The sequence below is a fragment of the Ciceribacter azotifigens genome (assembly GCF_048159625.1).
Classification (GTDB): Bacteria; Pseudomonadota; Alphaproteobacteria; order Rhizobiales; family Rhizobiaceae; genus Allorhizobium; species Allorhizobium azotifigens.
Map to the genome: position 1 here is coordinate 15,882 of NZ_JBLQTA010000023.1, position 22,687 is coordinate 38,568.

The window sequence follows — 22,687 nt, forward strand, 5'->3', positions numbered from 1 at the left end:
GCCAAACGGAGAGTCAGGGTATTGCATTGACGCCCGGTCGATGTCTCAGGCGATCGGCGGCGAAGTCGACGAAAGCACGCACGCGGGCCGACACCATCCGGCCTTCGGCATGCACCAGGTGGACCGGCACGGGCTCGCGCTCGTAATCGGCAAGAACGACCTTGAGCCTGCCGGCCTCGACGTCCGCGGCGACCTGATACGACTGAAAGCGGGAAATGCCCCATCCGGCGACGGTCGCGGCAATGGCTGCATCATTGGTATTGCAGACGAGGCGCGCGCTGATCGGGACGCGGATATCGTCATTGCGGCCGAAGAGCCATTCGGAGTGGCCGAAAAGGCCGTCGCGTCCGATGATGCGGTGGTGCGCAAGGTCCTGTGGCGTTCGAGGTTCCCCACAGCGGCTGAAATACTCCGGTGACCCGCAGAGAACCTGGCGGATCGACCCGACCCGCCGTGCAACGAGGCCCGAGGCGGGCAGGGCAGCGATCCGCACGGCGACGTCCAGCCCCTCCTCGACGAGATTCGTCACGCGGTCGACGAAGACGGTCTTCACCTGCATGGCCGGGTAGTGATCGAGGAAATCAAGAACGACCGGCAACACATGGATGCGTCCGAAGAGCGTCGGCGCCGTGACGGTGAGCAGGCCGGCCGGATGGGTGAAACTGCCGGCGGCGTTCGCCTCCGCCTCGGCGATCTCTGCCAGGATGCGCCGGCAATCGGCGACATAGCCTTCACCGGCGGCGGTCAGCTTCAGCGACCGGGTCGTGCGGATGAGGAGGCGGGTGCCGATGTGTCGTTCCAGCCCGGCGACGGCGCGGGTCACGGCCGGCGGGCTCATGTGCAGCAATCTCGCGGCAGGTGCAAAACCGCCGCAGTCCACCACCTGCGTGAATATCCGCATCGCCTGCCAGCGATCCACGTCTTGGCGCTCCGATTGTTATTCCGGTTAGCGCAATAGTCTAGTTCTCGCAAAGGTAGTTATCAACATCCGGAATAACAATCATTCTGCGATCCATCGTCGTTCGCAGGAGATCCAACATGAAACTCTATTATCATCCGCTGTCCGGCCACGCCCATCGGGCACGGCTCTTCCTTTCGCTGCTCGATATCCCGCATGAGCTCCAGTACGTCGATCTCGCCAAACGCGAGCACAAGTCGGAGACGTTCCTCGAAATCAACCCGTTCGGACAGGTTCCCGTCCTCGATGACGCCGGCACGATCGTCTGCGATTCCAACGCGATCCTCGTCTATCTTGCCAAGAAGACGGGCAGGACCGACTGGCTGCCGGAAGATCCGGCCGGTGCTGCCGCCGTCCAGCGATGGCTTTCGGTCGCCGCCGGGCAGATCGCCCACGGGCCGGCACAGGCCCGGCTCGTCAATGTCTTCAAGGCGCCCTATCGTCCGGAAGAGGTCATCCCTCGTTCGCATGCGATCCTGGCGCTGATCGAAAACGCGCTCGACGGGCGGGAATGGATCGCCGCAGACCGCCCGACGATCGCCGACATCGCGCTTTACAGCTATGTTGAGCGGGCGCCTGAAGGGGATGTCGACCTTCAGCCCTATCCCAACGTCCGGCAGTGGCTCGGGCGCATCGAGGCGCTGCCGGGGTTCATCGAGTTCCAGAAGACACCGGTCGGACTTGAGGCCTGAGGGGAGATTGTCATGGACAGTCCTCCGCTCCTCCGCTCGCCCTGGCACGAGGGCGAGCTCGCCCTCCAGAGGCGCTATGGCGTGGAGACGCGCATGGACGAGGTCGGACGCCGTGTCCTGCGCGATCATCTGATCGACCAGCATCGGGAGTTCTATCCGCTCCTGCCGATGGTGGTGGTCGCCGCAGTCGACGGGGAGGGGCATGTCTGGCCGACCGTGCGGGCGGGTCACCCGGGCTTCCTCCGGGCGCCGGATGCGCGCCGGTTGACGCTCGAACTCGCACGGGACCCGGCGGACCCCGCAGACGCCGGCATGGACGATGGTGCAGCCATCGGCCTTCTCGGCATCGATCTAAGGACCCGCCGCCGCAACCGGCTGAACGGCACCGTGCACCGCAACGAAGGAGGCTTCGATGTTGTCGTGGAGCAGAGCTTTGGCAACTGTCCCAAATACATCCAGCTGCGGGAGCCCCGCTTCGCCCGCGATCCGGCACTGCCGTCGGCGGCACGGCCGGTGACCAGTGCCGGGCTCGACATGACGGCCCGACGCCTCGTCCAAGAAGCGGACACGTTTTTCGTCGGCACCTACGCAGACATCGGCGGCCGTCGCCAGGTCGACGTCTCCCATCGCGGTGGCCGCAAAGGCTTCGTTCGGGTCGGCGACGACGGCTGGCTCACCATTCCGGATTTTGCCGGCAATCGCTTCTTCAACACGCTCGGCAACATCGCGGTCAATCCGCGAGCCGGGCTGGTCTTCACGGACTTTTCGACCGGTACTCTGCTACAGATGACGGGCGAGGCCGAGCTCCTGCCGGACGACCGGGCCGACGTTTCGGTCGCCGGCGCGGAACGGTACTGGCGATTTCGCCCCAAGCGCGTCGTCCGCAGGGACGACGCACTTCCCCTTCGCTACGAGCTTACCGAATGGTCGCCGTTTGCACTGGCGACCGGTGACTGGGCGGGATGACCGGGCGCGAAGGATACCTGGCCCACTATTGGAATTGGGCGCTCTCTTGCCGACGCTCCCCAGGCTGGGCCAGGAATTCGAAGAGCAGCGCCACGGCTTCGGCGCCCGGATCGGCGTGCCCCAAGAGCTGCTTCGAGCTGAGATAGGCGGCACGGCCGGCATGGGCCTTGGCAAGCGTGGCGGTCCGGTCGGCTCCGGCGCGCGCAGCCTCGGCCGCCGCCGTCAGGCCGCTTTCAAGCGCATCGAGAGCCGGGGCGAGTGCGTCGACCATGGTGCGGTCGCCGACCTTCGCCCCGCCGATTTCCTGCATGCGCGCAAGCCCGGCCCGCAAGGCGTCCCGGATCGGCAGGCCGCTCGATGCACCGTCGCCGGCAGCGGCAAAGAAGATCGCCAGCAGCACGCCGGAAGAGCCGCCCATCGTCTGGCTAAGCTCGAGCCCTATCGCCCGGAAGAGTTGCGTGTGGTCGGAAAGCGGCAGCCTGTCCATCGCCTTGACGAGCGCGCGGGCGGCACCGGCGAGGGTCGACCCGGTGTCGCCGTCACCCGACTTGGCGTCGAGCGCATTGAGGCGCTCCTCGGCGGCGATCAGCACGTTGCAGCAGTCGGTCAGGAATTCGCGCGTCGGCCTGTGGTCCGAGGGCAGCGGCATGATCGGGGTGAGCCCATCCGGCAAGGCGACGACCGAAACGGGCCGGACGGGAGAGAGCCCCGGCCAGGCAGCGGGGCCGACCGGCCGTGCAAGTGCGGCGATGTCCTCGGCCTCTGCCGGGTAGAGCGAAATGGAGAAGCCGCGCATGTCGAGCGACGTCATCATGGCCGCCGGACCGACGACGTGGCTGATCAGTCCGCCGATGTCGGACTGGATCAGTTCATGGGCGAGGATCGACATTTCGAGAACCGACGTCCCGCCGAGATTGTTGATCAATGCGACGTGCGGCTCGTCGCCGATCGCCGACCGCAGCTTGGCGACGACGGCAGTCATCGCGGACCGGGCGCCGGAGAAGTCGACCTGCTCGACGCCGGCCTCGCCATGAATGCCGAGGCCGAGCTCGGCCATGCCTGCCGGGATGCGGTTTTCCTTCGGCGACCCCGGAACGGTGCAGGTGTCGAGCGACATGCCGATGCTTTTCGTCGCCGCAATGACCCTGCGCGCGGCAGCCGTCACCGTTTCGAGATCGGCGCCGCTTTCGGCGAGCGCCCCGGCGATCTTGTGGACGAACAGCGTTCCGGCGACGCCACGGGCCTGCGGCAGGTCCGGCAGGGCGATGTCGTCGTCGACGATCACCATGCCGACATTGAGCCCGAAGGCCCGCGCCCGTTCGGCTGCCAGTCCGAAGTTCAGCCGGTCGCCGGTGTAGTTCTTGACGATCAGGAGGCATCCGGCCGGACCGGTGACCGCCAGTATGCCTGCAAGCACCGCATCGACGCTCGGCGAAGCGAAGACGTCGCCGCAGACGGCGGCAGTCAGCATGCCGGCACCGACGAAGCCCGCATGCGCCGGCTCGTGGCCGGATCCGCCACCCGAAACGAGCGCGACTTTGGACTTGTCCCAATCCGCCCGCACGATCACACGGATGTGCGGGTAACCGTCGAGGCGCGCCAGCGGGACGGCCGCCGTTGCCAGCAGGCCCTCCACGGCCTCGATGACGACGTCTTCTTTCTTGTTGATGAACTGAGCCATGAAAACCTTCCTTAGGCGAGCCGCATGCCGTCGGCATCGAAGTAGAGTGGATCAACGGGTTCGATCTTCACAATCTCTCCGTCACGCCGGGCCGTGTGGGGTTCGGTGACGGTGACGATGGAGTGTCCACGGAAGGACAGGTGCAGGCGTGTCTGGTCGCCGAGCCTTTCGACGCGCGTGACCAGGCTCTCCTCGCCGCTGCCCTGGCGAATGTGCTCCGGCCGAAGGCCGATGCTGGCCGCACGCGGGGGTGCCGCCGGGAAGAGGTTCGCCGGCAGGACGTTGATGCGCGGCTGCCCGAGCCGCTGGGCGGCATAGAGGCTGACGGGACGTTCGTAGACGTCCCGCGGCGAGCCGAACTGTACCAGCCGCCCATGATGCAGGACGCCGATATGGGTCGCCATGGTCATGGCCTCGACCTGGTCGTGCGTGACATAGAGGAGGGTCGCCCCGGAATTGGCCTGGATACTCTTCAGTTCCACGCGCAGATCGGCTCTCAGTTTCGCGTCGAGCGAACTCAGCGGCTCGTCCATCAGGTAGATCTCGGGCGTTCGAACAAGCGCGCGGCCGATCGACACCCGCTGCATCTCTCCGCCCGAAAGCGCCGTCGCCTTGTTTTCGAGCTTGTGGGCGATGCGGAGCGTCTCGGCGACGGCCTGCACCTTGCGCTCGATTTCGGCGGGTGGGGTTTTCAGAAGCGGCGACTTCAGCGGGAAGGCGAGGTTCTCGCGCACGGTCAGGTGCGGATAGAGCGAATATTGCTGGAAGACCATCGCGACGTTGCGCTCCGCAGGCGTGAGGCCCTTCATCGACCGGCCGCCGATGAACACATCGCCGCGGTCTGGATGATCGAGCCCCGAAATCATCCTGAGCGTCGTCGTCTTGCCGGCGCCCGTCGGGCCGAGCAGCACGACGAAGGAGCCGTCGGGTATGGTCATCGACACGTCGTCGAGCGCCCTGTGGCCGGAGAAACTCTTCGTAATGGACTGGAGGACGACATCAGCCATGGTAGAGCACTCCTTCGTTTCCTTCGGAGATCAGGGCATGCCCGCGTTCGCCCGCGAAGACCGTCAGCGTGCGACTGTCGAATTCCAGCCCGACCATCTCGCCCTCCCTGACGGTAACGGCGGAGGAGATCCGCGCCTTGATGTTGCCGTTCGACGTCGAGAGCGTGATGATCTGGGTCGTGCCGAGATACTCGGTCGCGAGCACCTTGCCACGATAGGTTGACGCATCCGAGAAGCAAATATGCTCGGGCCGGACGCCGAGCGTCAGCCTTCCCTCGGCGCCCTGCCGCGACACCGGAACCGCGAAGCGATGACCGTCGAGAACGACGTGATCGCCGCCGATGCCGATCATGCCCTCGAACTCCAGGAAATTCATCGGCGGCGAACCGATGAAGTCGGCGACGAACCGAGTCGCAGGCCAGTCGTAGATCTGCTGCGGCTGGCCGAACTGCTCGACCACGCCATGGTTCATGACCACGATCTTGTCGCCCATCTGCATGGCTTCGAGCTGGTCGTGGGTCACATAGACTGTGGTCGCGCCGATCCGGTCGTGAAGCGCCCGCAATTCTTCCGCCATGTGTTCGCGGAATTCAGCATCGAGCGCGCCGAGCGGTTCGTCCATGAAAAAGGCCTTCGGCCGGCGCACGATTGCACGGCCGAGCGCCACGCGCTGGCGGTCGCCGCCCGACAATCCGCCGACTGGCTTGTCGAGGATGTCTTCGATCCGCAGGATTCTCGCAACCTCCTCGACCCGCGTCCTGACTTCCGCCTTGGGAACGCCCTGGCTCAACAGGGGATAGGAAATGTTCCGGCGCACGTTCATGTGCGGGTAGAGCGCGAACATCTGGAAGACGAAGGCGATGTCGCGCTGGCTCGCCGGCTTCATGCCGACCTCCTCGCCGTCGATATGGATCTCGCCGCTGCTCGGCAGCTCGAGGCCGGCCATCATCCGCAAGGTGGTGGTCTTTCCGCAGCCGGACGGTCCGAGCAGCATGAAGAACTCGCCGTCCTCGATCGTGAAGCTCGACGACTGGACGGCGGTGAAGGCGCCGAACTCCTTGCGCAGGTTCTGTATTCTGATCTGCGCCATGTCTTACTCCGGAAAGTGGCTGACGATGACGAACATCACGGTGCCCACCAATGTCACGACGAAGGAATAGGTATAGAGCGACAGCGCGAAGGGCTGCATCATCATGAAGACGCCGAGCGCGATCAGCGCGGAGGCGACGAGCTCCCATTCGTTACGTCGCAGCCGGCGCAGCCTGTTGAGGAATTGGTTCATTTTCGAACGGCTCCGAAGGTGATGCCCCGCAGGAGATGCTTGCGCAGGACGATCGTGAAGACGACGACCGGGACGAGGAAGAGCGTGGCACCGGCGGCGACGGCCGGCCAGTCCTGCCCGGCGACGCCGATGATGGTCGGAATGAAGGGCGGTGCCGTCTGCGCCGTGCCCGAGGTCAGGAGCACCGCGAAGGCATATTCGTTCCAGGCAAAGATCAGGCAGAAGATCGCAGTCGACGCGATGCCCGTCACGGCCTGCGGCAATACGACCTTGTAGAAAGCCTGGAAGCGCGTGTAGCCGTCGATCAGTGCTGCCTCCTCGTATTCGATCGGGATCTCGTCGATGAAGCCCTTGAGCAGCCAGACCGAGAGCGACAGGTTCACCGCGGTATAGAGAAGGATCAGGCCCGCATGCGTGTCGCTCAGGCCGAGCGACCGGAACATCAGGAAGATCGGGATCGCAACGGCGATCGGCGGCATCATGCGGGTCGACAGGATGAAGAACAGAAGGTCGTCCTTCAGCGGCACCTTGAAACGGGAGAAGGCATAGGCTGCCGCCGTTCCGAGGACGATGCAGAGCAGCGTCGACCCGAAGCCGATCACGACCGAGTTGTAGAAACGCTCCCCGAAGCGGGAGGGACCGGCAATCACCAGCCCGTCCTTCCGCACGAGCCTTTCATACCAGGTCTTCGGTTCTCCGAGGGCCTCGAGGTCCGCGTCGGAGACGCGGGTCCTGGTCGTGAAGAGGTTCACATAGCCTTCGAGCGTCGGCTCGAACAGCACCTTCGGAGGGTAGGCGATCGCGTCGGAAGGGCTCTTGAAGCCGGTGGCGATGATCCAGACGAGCGGCAAGATCGTCACGACGGCATAGAAGACGACGAGGATGCCGGCGAACCATTTCTGGCGAGCCGATGGCTCGGTGACAGAGTAATTGCTCATCGTTCTTTCACCTTGTTCAGCGCCTTCACATAGATCGAGGCGAGGCCGAAGACCGTGACGAAGAGGATCACCGCATAGGCCGAGGCATAGCCGGTGCGCCATTTCTCGAAGGCCTCGCGCTTGAGGTTGATCGAGGTGAGTTCCGTCACCGAGCCCGGCCCGCCGCCGGTCAGCTGCACGACGAGATCGAACATCTTGAAGTTCTCGATGCCCCGGAACAGGATCGCGAGCATCAGGAAGGGCAGCACCAGCGGAATGGTGATGGTCCAGAACTGACGCCATTTGCTCGCCCGGTCGCATTCGGCTGCCTCGTAGATGCTGTCGGGGATGGACCGCAGTCCGGCGAGGCAGATCAGCATGACGAAGGGCGTCCACATCCATGTATCGACGATGACGATCGCCCAGGGTGCGAGCGAGACGTCGCCGATCATCGAGAAGCTCGAGGGGTCGACGCCGCTGAAGAAGCCGACCACGTAATTGAAGAGGCCGATCTGCGGCTGGTAGAGGAAGGTCCAGAAGTTGCCGACGACGGCCGGGCTCAGCATCATCGGCAGGACGATGATCGTCGTCCAGAGATCGTTTCCACGAAACTTTTTGTTGATCAGGTAGGCGAGCGTGAAGCCGATCAGCACCTGGAGCGCGATCGTCCAGAAGAGGAAATGCGCCGTCGCCTGCATCGTAAGCCAGATGTCGCCATCGGTCAGGATGCGGGTGTAGTTTCGCAATCCGACGAATTCCGGCGCCTCGCCGGGCCTGTTAACCCGGAAATTGGTGAAGCTCAGCCTGATGGTCCAGATCAGCGGAAAGATATTGACCGCAAGGAGCAGGAGGATCGTCGGCGTCACGAAGATCCAGGCGATCGCCCGGTCAGACAGGCCTGAAATTCTCCTGGAGACACCGGACGGCGTTGCGCGCGCGAGGCGGTCGATGGCGCTCTCGGACATGGGCTAACCCCCAACAAGAAAGGAATGAGCGGGCGGTGCCGGACGGATGCCGGCACCGCTTGGACGGATGACCCCCGTATCGATAGGCCGGGGCAGGGGATTAGATCTTGCCTTCGTCCTCGAAGACTTCGGTCCAGTCCTTGACGAGGCCGTCGAGGGCTTCCTTGGCCGTGCCCTGTCCGGCGACCACGTAGTCGTGGAAGCGCTTCTGCGTCGCCTGCAGGAGCGAGGCATAGGACGGTTCCGCCCAGAAGTCCTTCACGATCGCCATGGAGTCGAGGAAGGTCTGGGCATAGGGCTGGCTGGTGGCGAAGCCCGGATCTTCGACGACCGAGCGGAGCGCGGAGTAGCCGCCGAGCGACCACCACTTCTGCTGGATCTCGGGCTGGGCGAACCACTTGATGTACTGGAGTGCGGCATCCTGCTTCGCGGAGGCTGCAACCACAGAGATGCCCTGGCCGCCGAGCTGGGCGAACTGCTTGCCGTCGGGACCCGCGGGATTGGGGAAATAGCCGGACTTGTCGCCGCCGACATTCGGGTCGGCGTTGATCCCTGGCCAGATGAAGGCGAAGTTCATCTGCAGCGCGACCTGGCCCGATTTGTAGGCGTCGATGTTTTCCGACATGTAGGCGTCGGAATGGCCGGGCGGCGTGCAGCAGTCGTAGAGCGCCTTGTAGTATTCGAGGCCCGCGATTGTCTGGGGCGAGTTGACGAAGCCTTCCATGTCGTAGGGCTTGTCGGGATTCTGGTATTCGAAGCCGAAGGAATAGAGGACGTCCATTGCCCCCATGGTGATGCCTTCCGAGCCGCGCTCGGTATAGATCGCCGCGCCGTAGACCGTCTTGCCGTCGATGTTGCGGCCCTGGAAGAACTCGGCGATGTCCTTGAGTTCAGCAAAGGTCTTCGGCACGGCGAGGTCGCGGCCGTACTTCTTCTTGAATTCATCCTGCAGTTCGGGGCGGGCGAACCAGTCCTTGCGATAGGTCCAGCCGACCACGTCGCCGAAGGCGGGAAGCGCCCAGTAGTTCGGCGAGTTCTTCGGCCATTCGGCATAGCCGACGACGGTCGCAGGGATGAAGTTCTCCATCTTGATTCCTTCCTTGTCGAAGAAATCGTTGAGCTTCACATACTGACCGTTTTCGGCGGCGCCGCCGATCCACTGGCTGTCGCCGATCATCAGGTCGCACAGCTTGCCGCCGGAATTCAGCTCGTTGAGCATGCGGTCGGCGAAGTTCGGCCACGGCACGAATTCGAACTTCATCTTGTGGCCGGACTTGGCTTCGAAATCCTTGCTGAGTTCGACCAGTGCGTTGGCCGGGTCCCAGGCAGCCCAGCACAATGTGAGTTCTTCTGCCTTGACTGCAGTCGCGCCCGACAGGCTCGACCAGACAAGCGCGCCCGCGGCGACCGTGGATTTCAGGAATGCTGATTTCATGACGTTCTCCTCCCTTGACCGATCCCGACCTCCATCGGGATGCGTTCGACGCCCCCTCCAGGGCAATCAATGCAATGTACAGTCCTCGGGGCCGGCAATTTCCTCCGCCGGCCGCGATATCGAGTGCTCGCCGGACGCAGGTCGCGTCCGGGCTCTCGACCCTTGGGGATTCTATAATTGAGGTGCGCACCTCAATGCAAGGAAATTTTGAGGTGCGCACCTCAATTTCTTGCTTTTCGTTTGAAATTGTTGGAGAAGTCTATGCCGACTCCGGTGTCGATATGTAGAAAGGCCTCATGAGACCTACAGCCAAGGACCTCGCGGAAGCCGCAGGTGTCAGTCTTGCCACGGTGGACCGTGTGCTGAACGATCGGCCGAATGTCAGTGCGAAGGCGGCGCGGAAAGTGAACGAGGCGATCGAGCGGATCGGCTTCGTGCGCAATCCCGCGGCCGTCAATCTCGCGCGCAACCGCATCTATCGCTTCCGCTTCGTTCTGCCGCTCGCGGGCGATCAGTATCTGCAAAGAATCCTCAGGGAAGTGGGGGAGGCGCGCGAGGCTCTCCGGTCCGATCTCACCGACATCGATCTGACGCAGATGCCGATGTCCGATCCGCACGCGGTCGCGAGATATCTCTCCGGCCTCGAACCGGACGAACTCGACGGTGTGGCGATCATGGCGCCGGAATCGCCGCAGGTCCGCGACGCCATGGCTCGGCTGATCGAGCGCGGCATCAAGGTCGTGCAGTTCCTTTCCGGTCACGAAAAGCTGCCGGCGGCGGATTTCGTCGGCGTGAACAACCTCGCTGCCGGCGCCACGGCAGGAAAGCTCGTCGGGCGGTTTCTCGAAAGCACGCCGGCGAAGATCATGGTCGTGGCAGAAACCATGATGGCGCAGGACAGCATAGAGCGCCGGCTGGGCTTCGACAGGATCATCCACGACCAGTTCCCGCACCTCGTTCCCTTGCCGTCGGTGGAAACCTACGGCGACGAGCGCCGCGCCGGCCTCGTGATCCGCAGGATGCTAGAGCACAACCCGGACATCGCGGCGGTCTACGTGCTGAGCGCGGAGGCACGGATCCCGGTCTCCGCCATCGCGGCGGTCACCGATCCGCGGCCGCTGACGGTGGTCGTCCATGAGCTCACGCCCTTTAGCGAGGAAGCGCTCAGAGACGAAAGGATCGATGCCGTTATTGCCCAGGACCCGGGCCATGCCGTCCGAAGCGCGACCCGCATCATGCGTGCTCGTCTCGAACAGCGCGAGCCCATCGTCTCGCAGGAACGGATACGCATCGAGATCCTGCTGAAGGAAAATCTCTGACGAGGTCGGCGGTCGAGCGGGTCGCTGTCTCCTGGGGACGGTTCAAACCGTCGGTGGCTCCATCCGGCCGTCATCGCCCCGCGTGGTCATCACGCTCGGCTCATCTCCGTCGATCAGTGGAGACGGATTGGCGTAGCCGGTCAGGGCGGCAATATCCGACAGAAGAACGCTGCCGCCACTGGCCTGGACCCCATATTGCGCAAGCGTGGCGAAGCCGCGGGACAGGTTCTCGGGCGTCATCCCGAGGTACGACGCGAGCACGCGCTTTTCGAACGGCAGCTTCATTGCGACATTTTGCCCCTGCCGGGCGTATTCGCGCAGGATCCAGTTGGCGAGGCGCTTCGCCCCGCTGCGCAGCTTCTGCTTCTTCAGTTCCTTGACGGTGCGACGATAGGCCCGCGCCAGTTCGAACACGACCGCCCTCATGAAGCTCTGGTCTTCGCCGAGCAGTTCGCGGATCAGCGGAGCGGGGATCATGAGAATGCGCGCCGGCGTCAGTGTGCGGGCGGACTGAAGGCAGACGTTATCGTTCAAGACGGCCGCAAGGATAAACAGGTTTACGGGGCCGAGAATTTCGGTAACAGTATCACTGTCGTCCGAGGCTGCCGACATTTCGACCAGCCCTTCGAGGACGATATAGAGGAAGTCAGCAGACGTATTCTCGCGCAGAAGTACGGTTCCGGCCGGAAAAGACTGCAGGAAGCTCGGAGCTATGGCCCGGCTGAAGGTGCTCTCCTTCACGTCCTGGAAAATGTTCAGACGCTTCAGTTTCTCGATGTCGTCGTTATGCATTCTCAAGCACCTGCCTCGCTCTCCAGTGATTTCATTTCAGAACACGAAAAATGTCAATTGAAGAGAATAAATTCTTGCATAGGAAAGTTAGAACATATCAAGTCATTGTATTAAATAGTTTGGCGCGTGTATAAAATGGAACTGCTGAAAGGGTATTGACCCAAATCAACGACGATTATCGCGAATCTGCGATTTTGTGTGCTGTGTAATACCTGGAAATTCGAAACGGGAGCATGGCAATGCCAAACTCAGTGGGTGGCAGTCCTCAGGGACAGAAGACGGCATTGGCGATGAGCACCATCGCCTTCACGGTCTGTTTCGCCGTCTGGACGATCTTCGCAATCATCGGCATTCAGATCCGACAGGATCTGAATCTCTCGGAAACCCAGTTTGGCCTGCTGGTTGGCACGCCGATCCTCACCGGTTCCCTCATCCGCGTCGCCCTTGGCATCTGGACGGACCGTTATGGTGGACGTGTGGTCTTCACCGCGACGATGCTGGCAGCGGCTGTCGCGACCTTCTTCCTGACCTACGCCACGACCTACCCGCAAATGCTGATAGCGGCTCTCGGCGTCGGCATCGCCGGCGGCTCGTTTGCCGTCGGCGTGGCCTATGTGTCGCGCTGGTATCCGCCGGAAAAGCAGGGCACGGCGCTCGGCATCTTCGGCGCCGGTAATGTCGGTTCGGCCGTGACCAAGTTCCTGGCCCCCCTGGTCCTCGTCGCCTTCGGCTGGCACGCTGTCGCGCAGGTCTGGGCAGGCGCGCTGGTGGTGATGGCGATCATCTTCTGGTTCACCACCAAGGATGACCCGGTTCTCGTCGAGCGCCGTCGCACCGGTGAGAAGCCGAAGAGCACCTGGATGGAGCTCGAGCCGCTGAAGAACGTCCAGGTCTGGCGTTTCTCGCTCTACTATTTCTTCGTCTTCGGCGCCTTCGTCGCGCTCGCGCTCTGGCTGCCGCAATATCTCATCAACGTCTATGGCGTCGATATTCGCGCCGCGGGCATGATTGCCGCCTTCTTCTCTGTTCCGGCCAGCCTGTTCCGCGCTTATGGCGGGCATCTCTCCGACGTCTACGGCGCTCGCCGCGTCATGTACTGGACCTTCATGGTCTCGGTCGTCGCGACTTTCGTGCTCGCTTACCCGCCGACCGATTACGTCGTGCAGGGCGTGAAAGGTCCGATCGCCTTCCATGCCGAGATGGGCCTGATCGGCTTCACCGTCACGGTCTTCATCCTCGGCTTCTTCATGGCGCTCGGCAAGGCCGCGGTATTCAAGCATATCCCGGTCTATTATCCGAAGAGCGTCGGCTCCGTCGGCGGCCTGGTCGGCATGATCGGCGGCCTCGGCGGCTTCGTCCTGCCGATCGTCTTCGGCCTGCTGCTTGATCTAACGGGCCTCTGGACGAGCTGTTTCATGCTGCTCTTCCTCATCGCGCTCGGGTCGCTCACCTGGATGCATCTCGCTATCCGCCAGATGGAAAAGGAGGCCGTCGGCGAGAAGCTTGCCGAGTTGCCGTTCTTCCCGGAAATGAAGGGTATGGGCGAGGGCGTTCGCAAGCCGGTCAAGGAGAATACCACCATTCTGACCGACTGGCGGCCCGAAGATCCTGCCTTCTGGAACGAGAAAGGCCGAGCCATCGCACGCCGCAACCTGTGGCTCTCGATCCCGGCACTGCTTCTGTCCTTCGCCATCTGGCAGGTCTGGTCGGTCGTCGTCGCCAAGCTGCCACTGGTCGGCTTCAACTTCACCACCGACCAGCTCTTCTGGCTGGCGGCATTGCCGGGCCTTTCCGGCGCGACCCTCCGCATCTTCTATTCATTCATGGTACCGGTCTTCGGCGGTCGCCTCTGGACGACGCTCACGACCTGGTCGCTGATCATACCGGCACTCGGCATCGGCTATGCCGTGCAGAATCCCGACACACCCTATGTGATCCTTCTCCTGCTCGCACTGCTCTGCGGCTTCGGTGGCGGCAACTTCGCCTCCTCGATGTCGAACATCTCCTTCTTCTTCCCGAAGGCGGAGAAGGGCAATGCGCTCGCCCTCAACGCGGGTCTCGGCAATCTCGGCGTCAGCGTCGTGCAGTTCGTCGTGCCGCTGGCGATCACCGCCGGCATTTTCGGCGGACTTGGCGGTGATCCCGCGATGGTCGCGTCCGCGACAGGCGAGGCCCCCCTCTGGCTGCAGAATGCCGGCTTCATCTTCGTGCCGTTCATCATCCTGGCGGCCCTCGGCAACTGGTTCGGCATGAACGATATCGCCTCCGCCAAGGCATCCTTTGCCGAGCAGGCGGTGATCTTCCAGCGCAAGCACAACTGGATCATGTGCTGGCTCTATACCGGCACCTTCGGGTCCTTCATCGGCTATTCCGCAGGGTTCCCGCTGCTGACCAAGACGCTGTTTCCCGACGTCAACGTCCTGCAATTCGCCTTCCTCGGGCCGTTGGTCGGCGCGCTCTCGCGCTCCGGCACGGGCTGGCTGTCCGACAAGTTCGGCGGCGGTCGCGTCACCTTCTGGGCGTTCGTCCTGATGATGATCGGTGTCTCGGGCGTGCTCTACTTCATCGGCGTCAAGGATCAGCCGAATGCCTTCTGGGGTTTCTTTGCCTCCTTCCTGCTGCTGTTCTTCGCAACCGGCGTCGGCAATGCCTCCACCTTCCAGATGATCCCTGCGATCATGGGCAAGGAAATGGGCCGGCTGATGCCGCAGGCGACTGCGGAAGAGCGTCGCCTGCAGGCCGAGAAGGAATCGGCCGCGATCACCGGCTTCACCTCCGCGATCGCTGCCTTCGGAGCCTTCTTCATCCCCAAGGGCTACGGCACGTCGATCATGCTGACCGGCGGACCCGAGGCGGCACTCTGGTCCTTCCTGATCTTCTACGTCACCTGCCTGGTGATCACCTGGGCCGTCTACACTCGCAAGGGCGGGCTGCTCTACGACCTCGAGCGCGGTCGAATGAGCCCGACTGCCGCAACCGCCTGAAATCTGGAGGAATACATCATGAGCCTTTTGCTCGATCGCCTGAACTTTCTGGCGCGCAAGAATGCCGGCACCTTCTCGGAGGGCCACGGCGTCACCACCACCGAGAACCGCGACTGGGAGGACGCCTATCGCAAGCGCTGGCAGCACGACAAGATCGTACGCTCCACACACGGTGTGAACTGCACAGGCTCCTGCTCGTGGAAGATCTACGTCAAGGGCGGGATCGTTACCTGGGAAACTCAGCAGACGGACTATCCCCGCACGCGGCCGGATCTTCCCAACCACGAGCCGCGCGGTTGCGCACGCGGCGCCAGCTATAGCTGGTACATGTATTCGGCCAACCGGGTGAAGCACCCGCTGATCCGTTCGCGTCTGCTCAAGCTCTGGCGAAAGGAACGGGCCGTCAAGACGCCGATCGGCGCCTGGGCTGCGATCCAGGAGAACCCGGAAAAGCGCGCCGACTACATGAAGATGCGCGGCCTCGGTGGCTTTGTCCGTGCGACCTGGGACGAGGTCAACGAAATCATCGCGGCGGCAAATGCCTACACGGTGAAGACCTATGGTCCTGACCGTGTCATCGGCTTCTCGCCGATCCCGGCCATGTCCATGGTCTCCTATGCGGCCGGCTCACGGTATCTTTCGTTGCTGGGCGGGGTCTGTCTGTCGTTCTACGACTGGTACTGCGACTTGCCACCGGCATCGCCGCAGACCTGGGGCGAGCAGACGGACGTGCCGGAATCAGCCGACTGGTACAATGCCGGCTTCCTCATCCTGTGGGGCTCCAACGTCCCGCAGACGCGCACGCCCGATGCCCACTTCTACACCGAGGTGCGCTACAAGGGCGCGAAGTCGGTCGTCGTGTCGCCCGACTATTCGGAAGCGGCGAAGTTTTCCGATCTCTGGCTGCATCCGAAACAGGGCACAGATGCCGCGCTCGCCATGGCGATGGGTCACGTCATCCTGCGCGAATTCCATCTCGACCGGCAGGCGGAATATTTCGAGGACTATTGTCGTCGCTATACCGACATGCCGATGCTGGTGAAGCTGACCGGGAAGGACGGGCATTTCATCCCCGACCGATTCGTGCGCGCCTCCGACTTCACCGGAGCGCTCGACGAGACCAACAATCCGGAATGGAAGACGGTCGCCGTCGATTCGAAGACGAAACAGTTCGTCTCTCCGGGCGGTTCGATCGGCTATCGCTGGGGCGAGGAGGGCAAATGGAACCTCGAAGCCAAGGACGGCAAGGGTGCAGACGTCGATCTCGCCATGAGCTTCATCCTCGACGGCGAGCACGACACCATCGCCAATGTCGGCTTTCCCTATTTCGGCAATCGCGAGCATGACTACTTCGAAGGCACGGATCATGCCAGCGTACTGGTGCGCAAGGTACCGGCCCGCAAGGTCAAGCTCGCCGACGGTGAAGCGCTCGTCGCCACAGTCTTCGACCTCTTCGTCGCCAATTACGGGCTTGATCGTGGCCTGAACGATCCGAATTCCGCCAAATCCTACCAGGAAAACCTGCCCTATACGCCCGCGTGGGCGGAGAAGATCACGGGCGTTCCGCGCGACCAGATCATCGCGGTCGCCCGCGAATTTGCCAGCAATGCCGAAAAGACCAAGGGTCGGTCCATGGTCATCCTCGGGGCCGGCCTGAACCACTGGTACCACATGGATATGAACTATCGTGGCATCATCAACATGCTGGTGATGTGCGGTTGCGTCGGCCAGTCCGGCGGCGGCTGGAGCCACTATGTCGGGCAGGAGAAGCTGAGGCCGCAGACCGGGTGGACGGCGCTTGCCTTCGCGCTCGACTGGAACCGTCCGCCGCGCCACATGAACGGCACATCCTTCTTCTACGCGCACACCGACCAGTGGCGCTACGAAACGCTGAAGGTCGACGAAATCCTCTCGCCGACCGCGCCGGAAGGCCCGTGGGATGCATCGCTGATCGACTACAACATCCGCGCCGAGCGCATGGGCTGGCTGCCGTCGGCGCCCCAGCTCAAGACCAATCCGCTCGAGGTGTCGAAACAGGCTGCCGCTGCCGGCAGGGAGGCCAGGGACTTCGTCGCAGAGCAGTTGAAGGCCGGCACACTCTCCATGTCGTGCGAGGACCCCGACGACAAGGCCAACTGGCCGCGCAACATGTTCGTCTGGCGCTCCAACCTGCTCGGCTCGTCGGGCAAGGGGCATGAATACTTCCTCAAGCACCTGCTCGGCACCAAGCACGGCATGCTCGGCAAGGATCTGGGCGAAGAGGGCCGGCAGATCAGCAAGGAAGCGGTCTGGCACGACGAGGCGCCGGAAGGAAAGCTGGACCTCCTTGTGACCCTCGACTTCCGCATGTCGACCACCTGCGTCTATTCCGACATCGTCCTTCCGACCGCCACCTGGTACGAGAAGAACGATCTCAATACCTCCGACATGCACCCCTTCATCCATCCGCTGTCGAGTGCCGCGGACCCGGCATGGGATGCGCGCAGCGACTGGGAGATCTTCAAGGGAATTGCCCACAAGTTCTCCGAAGTCGCTCCGGAAATCCTCGGCGTCGAGAAGGATGTCGTGCTTGTACCGACCCTCCACGACACGGCAGGCGAACTTGCCCAGCCGTTCGACGTCAAGGACTGGAAGAAGGGCGAGATCGAACCGATCCCCGGCAGGACGATGCCGACGGTCACGGTGGTCGAGCGCGACTATCCGAACCTCTACAAGAAGTTCACCTCGGTCGGCACTCTGCTCGATAAGATCGGCAATGGTGGCAAGGGCATTGCCTGGAACACCGAGCACGAGGTCGATCTGCTCGCCCGCCTGAACGGTGTCGTGCAGGAGGAGGGTGTCACCAAGGGGCGTCCGCGGATCGACAGCGATATCGACGCCACCGAGGTCATTCTGTCACTGGCGCCGGAAACCAACGGCGAAGTGGCGGTCAAGGCCTGGGAGGCACTGTCGAGGTTCACCGGCCGCGATCATACCCATCTCGCGATCCCGAAGGAGGACGAGAAGATCCGCTTCCGCGACGTGGTGGCACAGCCGCGCAAGATCATCTCGTCGCCGACCTGGTCGGGTCTGGAATCGGAGAAGGTCTGCTACAATGCCGGCTATACCAATGTGCACGAACTGATCCCATGGCGCACGCTGACCGGCCGTCAGCAGCTCTACCAGGATCACCTGTGGATGCGTGCCTTCGGCGAAGGCTTCTGCGTCTACCGGCCGCCGATCGACACCAAAACGGTCAATCCGGCGATCCGCTCGAAGGCGGACGGCAAGCCGCATCTCGTGCTGAACTTCATCACGCCGCACCAGAAGTGGGGTATTCACTCTACCTACAGCGACAACCTGATGATGCTGACGCTCAATCGCGGCGGACCGGTCGTGTGGATTTCCGAACCCGACGCCAAGCGGGCCGGCATCGTCGATAATGACTGGGTCGAGGTCTACAACACCAACGGTGCGATCGTTGCCAGGGCCGTGGTCTCGCAGCGCATGAAGGACGGCACGATCTTCATGTACCACGCGCAGGAAAAGATCGTGAACACGCCCGGCTCGCCGATCACCGGCCAGCGCGGCGGTATTCACAACTCGGTCACCCGCGTCATCACTAAGCCGACCCACATGATCGGCGGCTATGCCCATCAGGCCTATGGCTTCAACTACTACGGCACGGTCGGCGCCAACCGCGACGAGTTCGTCGTGGTGCGCAAACTCGACAAGGTGGACTGGCTGGAAGGGCCGCACACCGAAGGCGTCGCATATAACAAGGAGGCGGCAGAATGAAAATCCGCGCGCAAATCGGCATGGTCCTCAACCTCGACAAGTGCATCGGGTGTCACACCTGCTCGATCACCTGCAAGAACGTCTGGACCAATCGCGAGGGCGTCGAATACGCCTGGTTCAACAATGTCGAATCCAAGCCCGGCATCGGCTTCCCGAAGGAATGGGAAAACCAGAAGAAGTGGAACGGCGGCTGGGTCCGGAAGTCGAACGGCAAGATCGAACCGAAGATGGGTGCCAAATGGCGCATCCTCGCCAAGATCTTCGCCAACCCCGACCTGCCGGAAATCGACGACTATTACGAGCCCTTCGACTTCGACTACGGCCATCTGCAGACCGCCGGAGAAAGCCGTGCCATGCCGACGGCACGGCCCCGCTCGCTGATCAGCGGCGAGCGGATGGAAAAGATCGAATGGGGTCCGAACTGGGAGGAGATCCTCGGCGGCGAATTCGAGAAGCGCTCGAAGGACTATAATTTCGAGGGCGTCCAGAAGGAGATCTACGGCCAGTTCGAAAACACCTTCATGATGTATCTGCCGAGGCTGTGCGAGCACTGTCTCAACCCGACCTGTGCTGCGGCCTGCCCGTCGGGGGCGATCTACAAGCGCGAGGATGACGGCATCGTCCTGATCGACCAGGAAAAATGCCGCGGCTGGCGCATGTGCGTCTCCGGTTGCCCCTACAAGAAGATCTACTACAACTGGAGCTCCGGCAAATCCGAGAAGTGCATCTTCTGCTATCCGCGCATCGAGGCCGGCCATCCGACGGTCTGCTCCGAGACCTGTGTCGGCCGCATCCGCTATCTCGGCGTCATCCTTTACGATGCCGACCGGATTTCGGAGGCCGCCTCCACGGCCAATGAGCAGGATCTCTATGAAGAACAGTTGAAGATCTTCCTCGACCCGAACGATCCCGCTGTCATCGAGCAGGCGCGCAAGGACGGCGTTCCGGATGCCTGGCTCGAGGCGGCCAAGCGTTCGCCGGTCTACAAGATGGCGATGGATTGGAAGATCGCCTTCCCGCTGCATCCTGAATATCGCACGCTGCCGATGGTCTGGTACATCCCGCCGCTTTCGCCGCTGCAGTCGGCCGCCCAGTCGGGCAAGCTCGGTATGGACGGCCCGCTGCCGGACGTCCGGTCGCTGCGCATTCCGGTGCGTTACCTCGCCAACCTGCTGACGGCCGGCAAGGAAGCCCCCGTCATCTCGGCGCTGGAGCGCATGCTCGCCATGCGCGCCTACATGCGCTCAAAGACGATCGACGGCGTCATCGACGCCTCGATCGCTGCGAAGGTCGGCATGAGTGCCGAGATGATCGAGGAGATGTACCACATCATGGCGATTGCCAATTACGAGGACCGCTTCGTCATCCCGACGACGCATCGCGAGGTGACCGAGGACGCCTATGACGTCCGTGGCTCCTGCGGCTTCTCCTTCGGAAACGGCTGCTCCGGCGGCACGTCGGAAGGCGATCTTTTCGGCGCCAAGCGCCGGAAGGTCGTCCAGACCCCGACCGACCTCTTCAAGGAGAACGTCTGATGCACAAGGCGTTGAAAATCATCTCGCTACTGCTGAGCTACCCGAGCGAAGAACTGCTGGCGGGGGCGCCCGAACTGAAGGCGGCGCTTAACGGCGACGATACGATCGGCCGCGAGGTCAAGCTTCTGCTTGGCCGTCTGATCGACGATCTCGCCGGCCAGGACCTCTATGACGCCCAGGAACGTTATGTCTATCTGTTCGACCGCAGCCGGTCGCTGTCGCTGCATCTCTTCGAGCATGTGCACGGCGAGAGTCGCGACCGCGGTCAGGCCATGGTCGACCTGATGACGATGTATGAGGACAGCGGTTTCGTCATCGATGCGAAGGAATTGCCGGACTACCTGCCGCTCTTCCTTGAATTCCTGTCGACCCGCTCCGTCGAGGAGGTCGACGACCTGCTCGCCCAGACCGCCCATATCACGGCGGCGCTCGGCGAGCGGTTGAAGAAGCGTCAATCGGTCTACGCAGACGCATTCCTGGCCCTCCGCCTCCTGTCGAAGACGACACCGGACCAGAAGCTGCTCAAGGAGCTGCTCGACGGCGCCGAGGACGACCCGAACGATCTCTCCGCGCTCGATCGCATCTGGGAGGACGAGGCGGTGACCTTCGGAGGTAATTCGGGCGACAACAGCTGCGGCCCGGATCGACTGCGCACGCAGATGCGGGCGGCGGCGCGCAAGCCGAATGATCCCATGAGCACGATACCGGTCTAGGAGGACAAGACATGTCTGATTTTCTCAATTCACTCTTGTTCGGGATCTATCCCTATATCGCGCTTGCCGTACTGATCCTCGGCTCGGTCATCCGCTATGATCGCGAGCCCTATACCTGGCGCTCGGGCTCGAGCCAGTTGCTGCGCAGACGCCAACTCATGTGGGGTTCCGTGCTCTTCCATCTCGGGGTCCTCTTCATCTTCGCCGGCCACCTCGTCGGTCTGCTGACCCCGATCGTAATCTTTGACACGCTCGGTATCAGCCACAGCGCCAAGCAACTGCTGGCCGTGGTGGCGGGCGGCATCGCCGGCACGATGGCGATCATCGGCGCCACGCTCCTCGTCCATCGACGGCTCTTCGATCCGCGCGTGCGCGCATCGTCGAGCACCACCGACACGCTGATCATCATCCTCTTGTGGATGCAGCTCTTCCTCGGGCTTTCGACCATACCGACGTCGCTCGCCCATCTCGACGGGCAGGAAATGGTGAAATTCATGAGCTGGGCACAGGGCATCTTCACCTTCAACCCGCAGGCCGCTTCCTACATCGCCGACGCGGCGGTGGTGTTCAAGCTGCACCTCTTCCTCGGGCTGACGATCTTCCTGCTCTTCCCGTTCACGAGGCTCGTGCACATGCTGAGCGCGCCGGTGCGCTACCTCTGGCGGCCCGGCTATCAGGTCGTTCGTCAGCGCAATCGCAGCGCCGACGCCCGTCACATCCCGGCGGAGTGAGCCATGGTCACGCTTTTCGACAAGGCCTCCAATGGCACCGGCACGGTCCGGAGCGGAGCGAAGGACAGCTATTCGACCTATCAGGAACCCGACACCCGGGTTCCGCCCAAGGCCCGACCGGTGCTCGATGCGGTCTCGGTCAACGGGGTGGAAATCGCCGAAAGCGATATCCTCGCCGAGGCGCAGAACCATCCGGCCGAAAATCCGGGTGCAGCCCTTCTCGCCGCGGCGAGGGCGCTCGCCATACGGGAACTCCTGCTGCAGCGGGCTCGTGAACGGCAGATTGCGGTCTCGCCCGAGAGCGACGCTGAAGGTCGCAGCGAAACGGACGAGGATGCCGCCATACGCCGGCTGATCGAGGAAGAAGTCACCGTGCCCTCAGCGACCGCCGAGGAGTGCCTTCGCTTCTACGAAAACAACCGCGCCAAGTTCCGCAGCGAGCCGATCTTCCAGGCGAGCCACATCCTGATCGCTGCCGACCCGGCCGACGAGCAAGCCCGCGCCGCCGCCCGCGGCGACGCCGAAAGGCTGGCGGCGGTGCTTGCCGAACATCCGGGCGAGTTCGAGACCATGGCACGTACGCATTCGGCCTGTCCGTCGGCGGCGCAGGGCGGCAATCTCGGACAACTGACCCGCGGCAGCACGGTCGCGGAGTTCGAGCGAGCGCTGGCACGGATGACCGAGGGCGAGATCGCGGCAAGGCCGGTCGAAAGCCGGTTTGGGTTTCACATCATCCGGCTGGAGCGGCGGATCGACGGAGAGTTGCTGCCGTTCGACTTCGTTCAAGCGCGCATCGCGGGCTGGCTCGAAGCCTCCACCTGGTCGAAGGCGGTGTCGCAATATATCGCAATCCTCGCTGCAGACGCCACGATCACGGGTATCGACCTGCTCGGCGCCGACGGACCATTGGTGCAATGATGCAGTGTCTACGGC

At 62.9% G+C, this 22,687-nt stretch carries 18 protein-coding genes; 9 read left to right on the forward strand and 9 right to left on the reverse strand.

Annotated elements, in window-relative coordinates:
- Positions 1-13 precede the first annotated feature (13 nt).
- Positions 14-919 (reverse strand): LysR family transcriptional regulator, encoded by a 906-nt coding sequence (locus ACM6UT_RS21670; RefSeq protein ID WP_416799397.1) that lies wholly within the window; start codon positions 917-919, stop codon positions 14-16.
- Between the two features lie 119 nt (positions 920-1,038).
- Here ACM6UT_RS21670 and ACM6UT_RS21675 point away from each other — a divergent pair, with 119 nt between their 5' ends.
- On the forward strand, positions 1,039-1,650 hold the full coding sequence (locus ACM6UT_RS21675) for a glutathione S-transferase family protein (protein WP_416799398.1): 612 nt from the start codon (positions 1,039-1,041) through the stop codon (positions 1,648-1,650).
- A gap of 12 nt (positions 1,651-1,662) precedes the next feature.
- Positions 1,663-2,616 (forward strand): pyridoxamine 5'-phosphate oxidase family protein, encoded by a 954-nt coding sequence (locus tag ACM6UT_RS21680; RefSeq protein WP_416799399.1) that lies wholly within the window; start codon positions 1,663-1,665, stop codon positions 2,614-2,616.
- A 25-nt stretch (positions 2,617-2,641) separates the two neighbouring features.
- Here the strand turns inward: ACM6UT_RS21680 and ACM6UT_RS21685 are convergent, their stop codons facing one another.
- From ACM6UT_RS21685 to ACM6UT_RS21715, 7 genes are all read right to left on the reverse strand, one after another.
- Positions 2,642-4,297: a dihydroxyacetone kinase subunit DhaK gene (locus ACM6UT_RS21685; protein ID WP_416799400.1), complete on the reverse strand. Its 1,656-nt coding sequence runs from the start codon at positions 4,295-4,297 to the stop codon at positions 2,642-2,644.
- A gap of 11 nt (positions 4,298-4,308) precedes the next feature.
- Positions 4,309-5,304, reverse strand: coding sequence for an ABC transporter ATP-binding protein (locus ACM6UT_RS21690; RefSeq protein WP_416799401.1), 996 nt, complete (start codon positions 5,302-5,304; stop codon positions 4,309-4,311).
- Positions 5,297-6,394 (reverse strand): ABC transporter ATP-binding protein, encoded by a 1,098-nt coding sequence (locus tag ACM6UT_RS21695; protein WP_416799402.1) that lies wholly within the window; start codon positions 6,392-6,394, stop codon positions 5,297-5,299. Before ACM6UT_RS21695 ends, ACM6UT_RS21690 begins: the two co-directional genes overlap by 8 nt.
- Before the next feature lie 3 nt (positions 6,395-6,397).
- Complete coding sequence (locus tag ACM6UT_RS21700) at positions 6,398-6,586, reverse strand: hypothetical protein (protein WP_416799403.1); 189 nt, start codon at positions 6,584-6,586, stop codon at positions 6,398-6,400.
- Positions 6,583-7,524, reverse strand: coding sequence for a carbohydrate ABC transporter permease (locus tag ACM6UT_RS21705; protein ID WP_416799404.1), 942 nt, complete (start codon positions 7,522-7,524; stop codon positions 6,583-6,585). Before ACM6UT_RS21705 ends, ACM6UT_RS21700 begins: the two co-directional genes overlap by 4 nt.
- A complete protein-coding gene (locus ACM6UT_RS21710) occupies positions 7,521-8,468 on the reverse strand; it encodes a carbohydrate ABC transporter permease (RefSeq protein WP_416799405.1) in 948 nt (315 codons plus the stop codon). The genes ACM6UT_RS21705 and ACM6UT_RS21710 overlap by 4 nt, the downstream gene beginning before the upstream one ends.
- Before the next feature lie 100 nt (positions 8,469-8,568).
- Positions 8,569-9,903, reverse strand: a complete 1,335-nt coding sequence (locus tag ACM6UT_RS21715) for an ABC transporter substrate-binding protein (protein WP_416799406.1) — start codon at positions 9,901-9,903, stop codon at positions 8,569-8,571.
- 296 nt (positions 9,904-10,199) lie between these two features.
- Between ACM6UT_RS21715 and ACM6UT_RS21720 the strand changes: the two genes are divergently transcribed.
- The gene (locus ACM6UT_RS21720) at positions 10,200-11,222 is read left to right on the forward strand and encodes a LacI family DNA-binding transcriptional regulator (protein ID WP_416799407.1); all 1,023 of its coding nucleotides are present in this window, start codon (positions 10,200-10,202) and stop codon (positions 11,220-11,222) included.
- Between the two features lie 42 nt (positions 11,223-11,264).
- On the opposite strand, the gene ACM6UT_RS21725 is transcribed toward ACM6UT_RS21720, so the two are convergent.
- On the reverse strand, positions 11,265-12,014 hold the full coding sequence (locus tag ACM6UT_RS21725) for a cyclic nucleotide-binding domain-containing protein (protein ID WP_416799408.1): 750 nt from the start codon (positions 12,012-12,014) through the stop codon (positions 11,265-11,267).
- 239 nt (positions 12,015-12,253) lie between these two features.
- Here ACM6UT_RS21725 and ACM6UT_RS21730 point away from each other — a divergent pair, with 239 nt between their 5' ends.
- Genes ACM6UT_RS21730 through ACM6UT_RS21755 form a run of 6 tightly spaced genes read left to right on the forward strand, consistent with a single transcriptional unit; the run spans position 12,254 to position 22,672 of the window.
- The gene (locus ACM6UT_RS21730) at positions 12,254-14,998 is read left to right on the forward strand and encodes a nitrate/nitrite transporter (protein ID WP_416799409.1); all 2,745 of its coding nucleotides are present in this window, start codon (positions 12,254-12,256) and stop codon (positions 14,996-14,998) included.
- 18 nt (positions 14,999-15,016) lie between these two features.
- Complete coding sequence (locus tag ACM6UT_RS21735) at positions 15,017-18,775, forward strand: nitrate reductase subunit alpha (RefSeq protein WP_416799410.1); 3,759 nt, start codon at positions 15,017-15,019, stop codon at positions 18,773-18,775.
- Entirely contained in the window at positions 18,772-20,310 is a 1,539-nt protein-coding gene (narH, locus tag ACM6UT_RS21740) for a nitrate reductase subunit beta (RefSeq protein ID WP_416799411.1), read from the forward strand. Before ACM6UT_RS21735 ends, narH begins: the two co-directional genes overlap by 4 nt.
- Entirely contained in the window at positions 20,310-21,023 is a 714-nt protein-coding gene (gene narJ, locus ACM6UT_RS21745; protein ID WP_416799412.1) for a nitrate reductase molybdenum cofactor assembly chaperone, read from the forward strand. The genes narH and narJ overlap by 1 nt, the downstream gene beginning before the upstream one ends.
- An 11-nt stretch (positions 21,024-21,034) precedes the next feature.
- Positions 21,035-21,754 (forward strand): respiratory nitrate reductase subunit gamma, encoded by a 720-nt coding sequence (narI, locus tag ACM6UT_RS21750; RefSeq protein ID WP_416799414.1) that lies wholly within the window; start codon positions 21,035-21,037, stop codon positions 21,752-21,754.
- Positions 21,755-21,757: 3 nt separating this feature from the next.
- Positions 21,758-22,672 (forward strand): peptidylprolyl isomerase, encoded by a 915-nt coding sequence (locus ACM6UT_RS21755; protein WP_416799415.1) that lies wholly within the window; start codon positions 21,758-21,760, stop codon positions 22,670-22,672.
- Positions 22,673-22,687 lie beyond the last annotated feature (15 nt).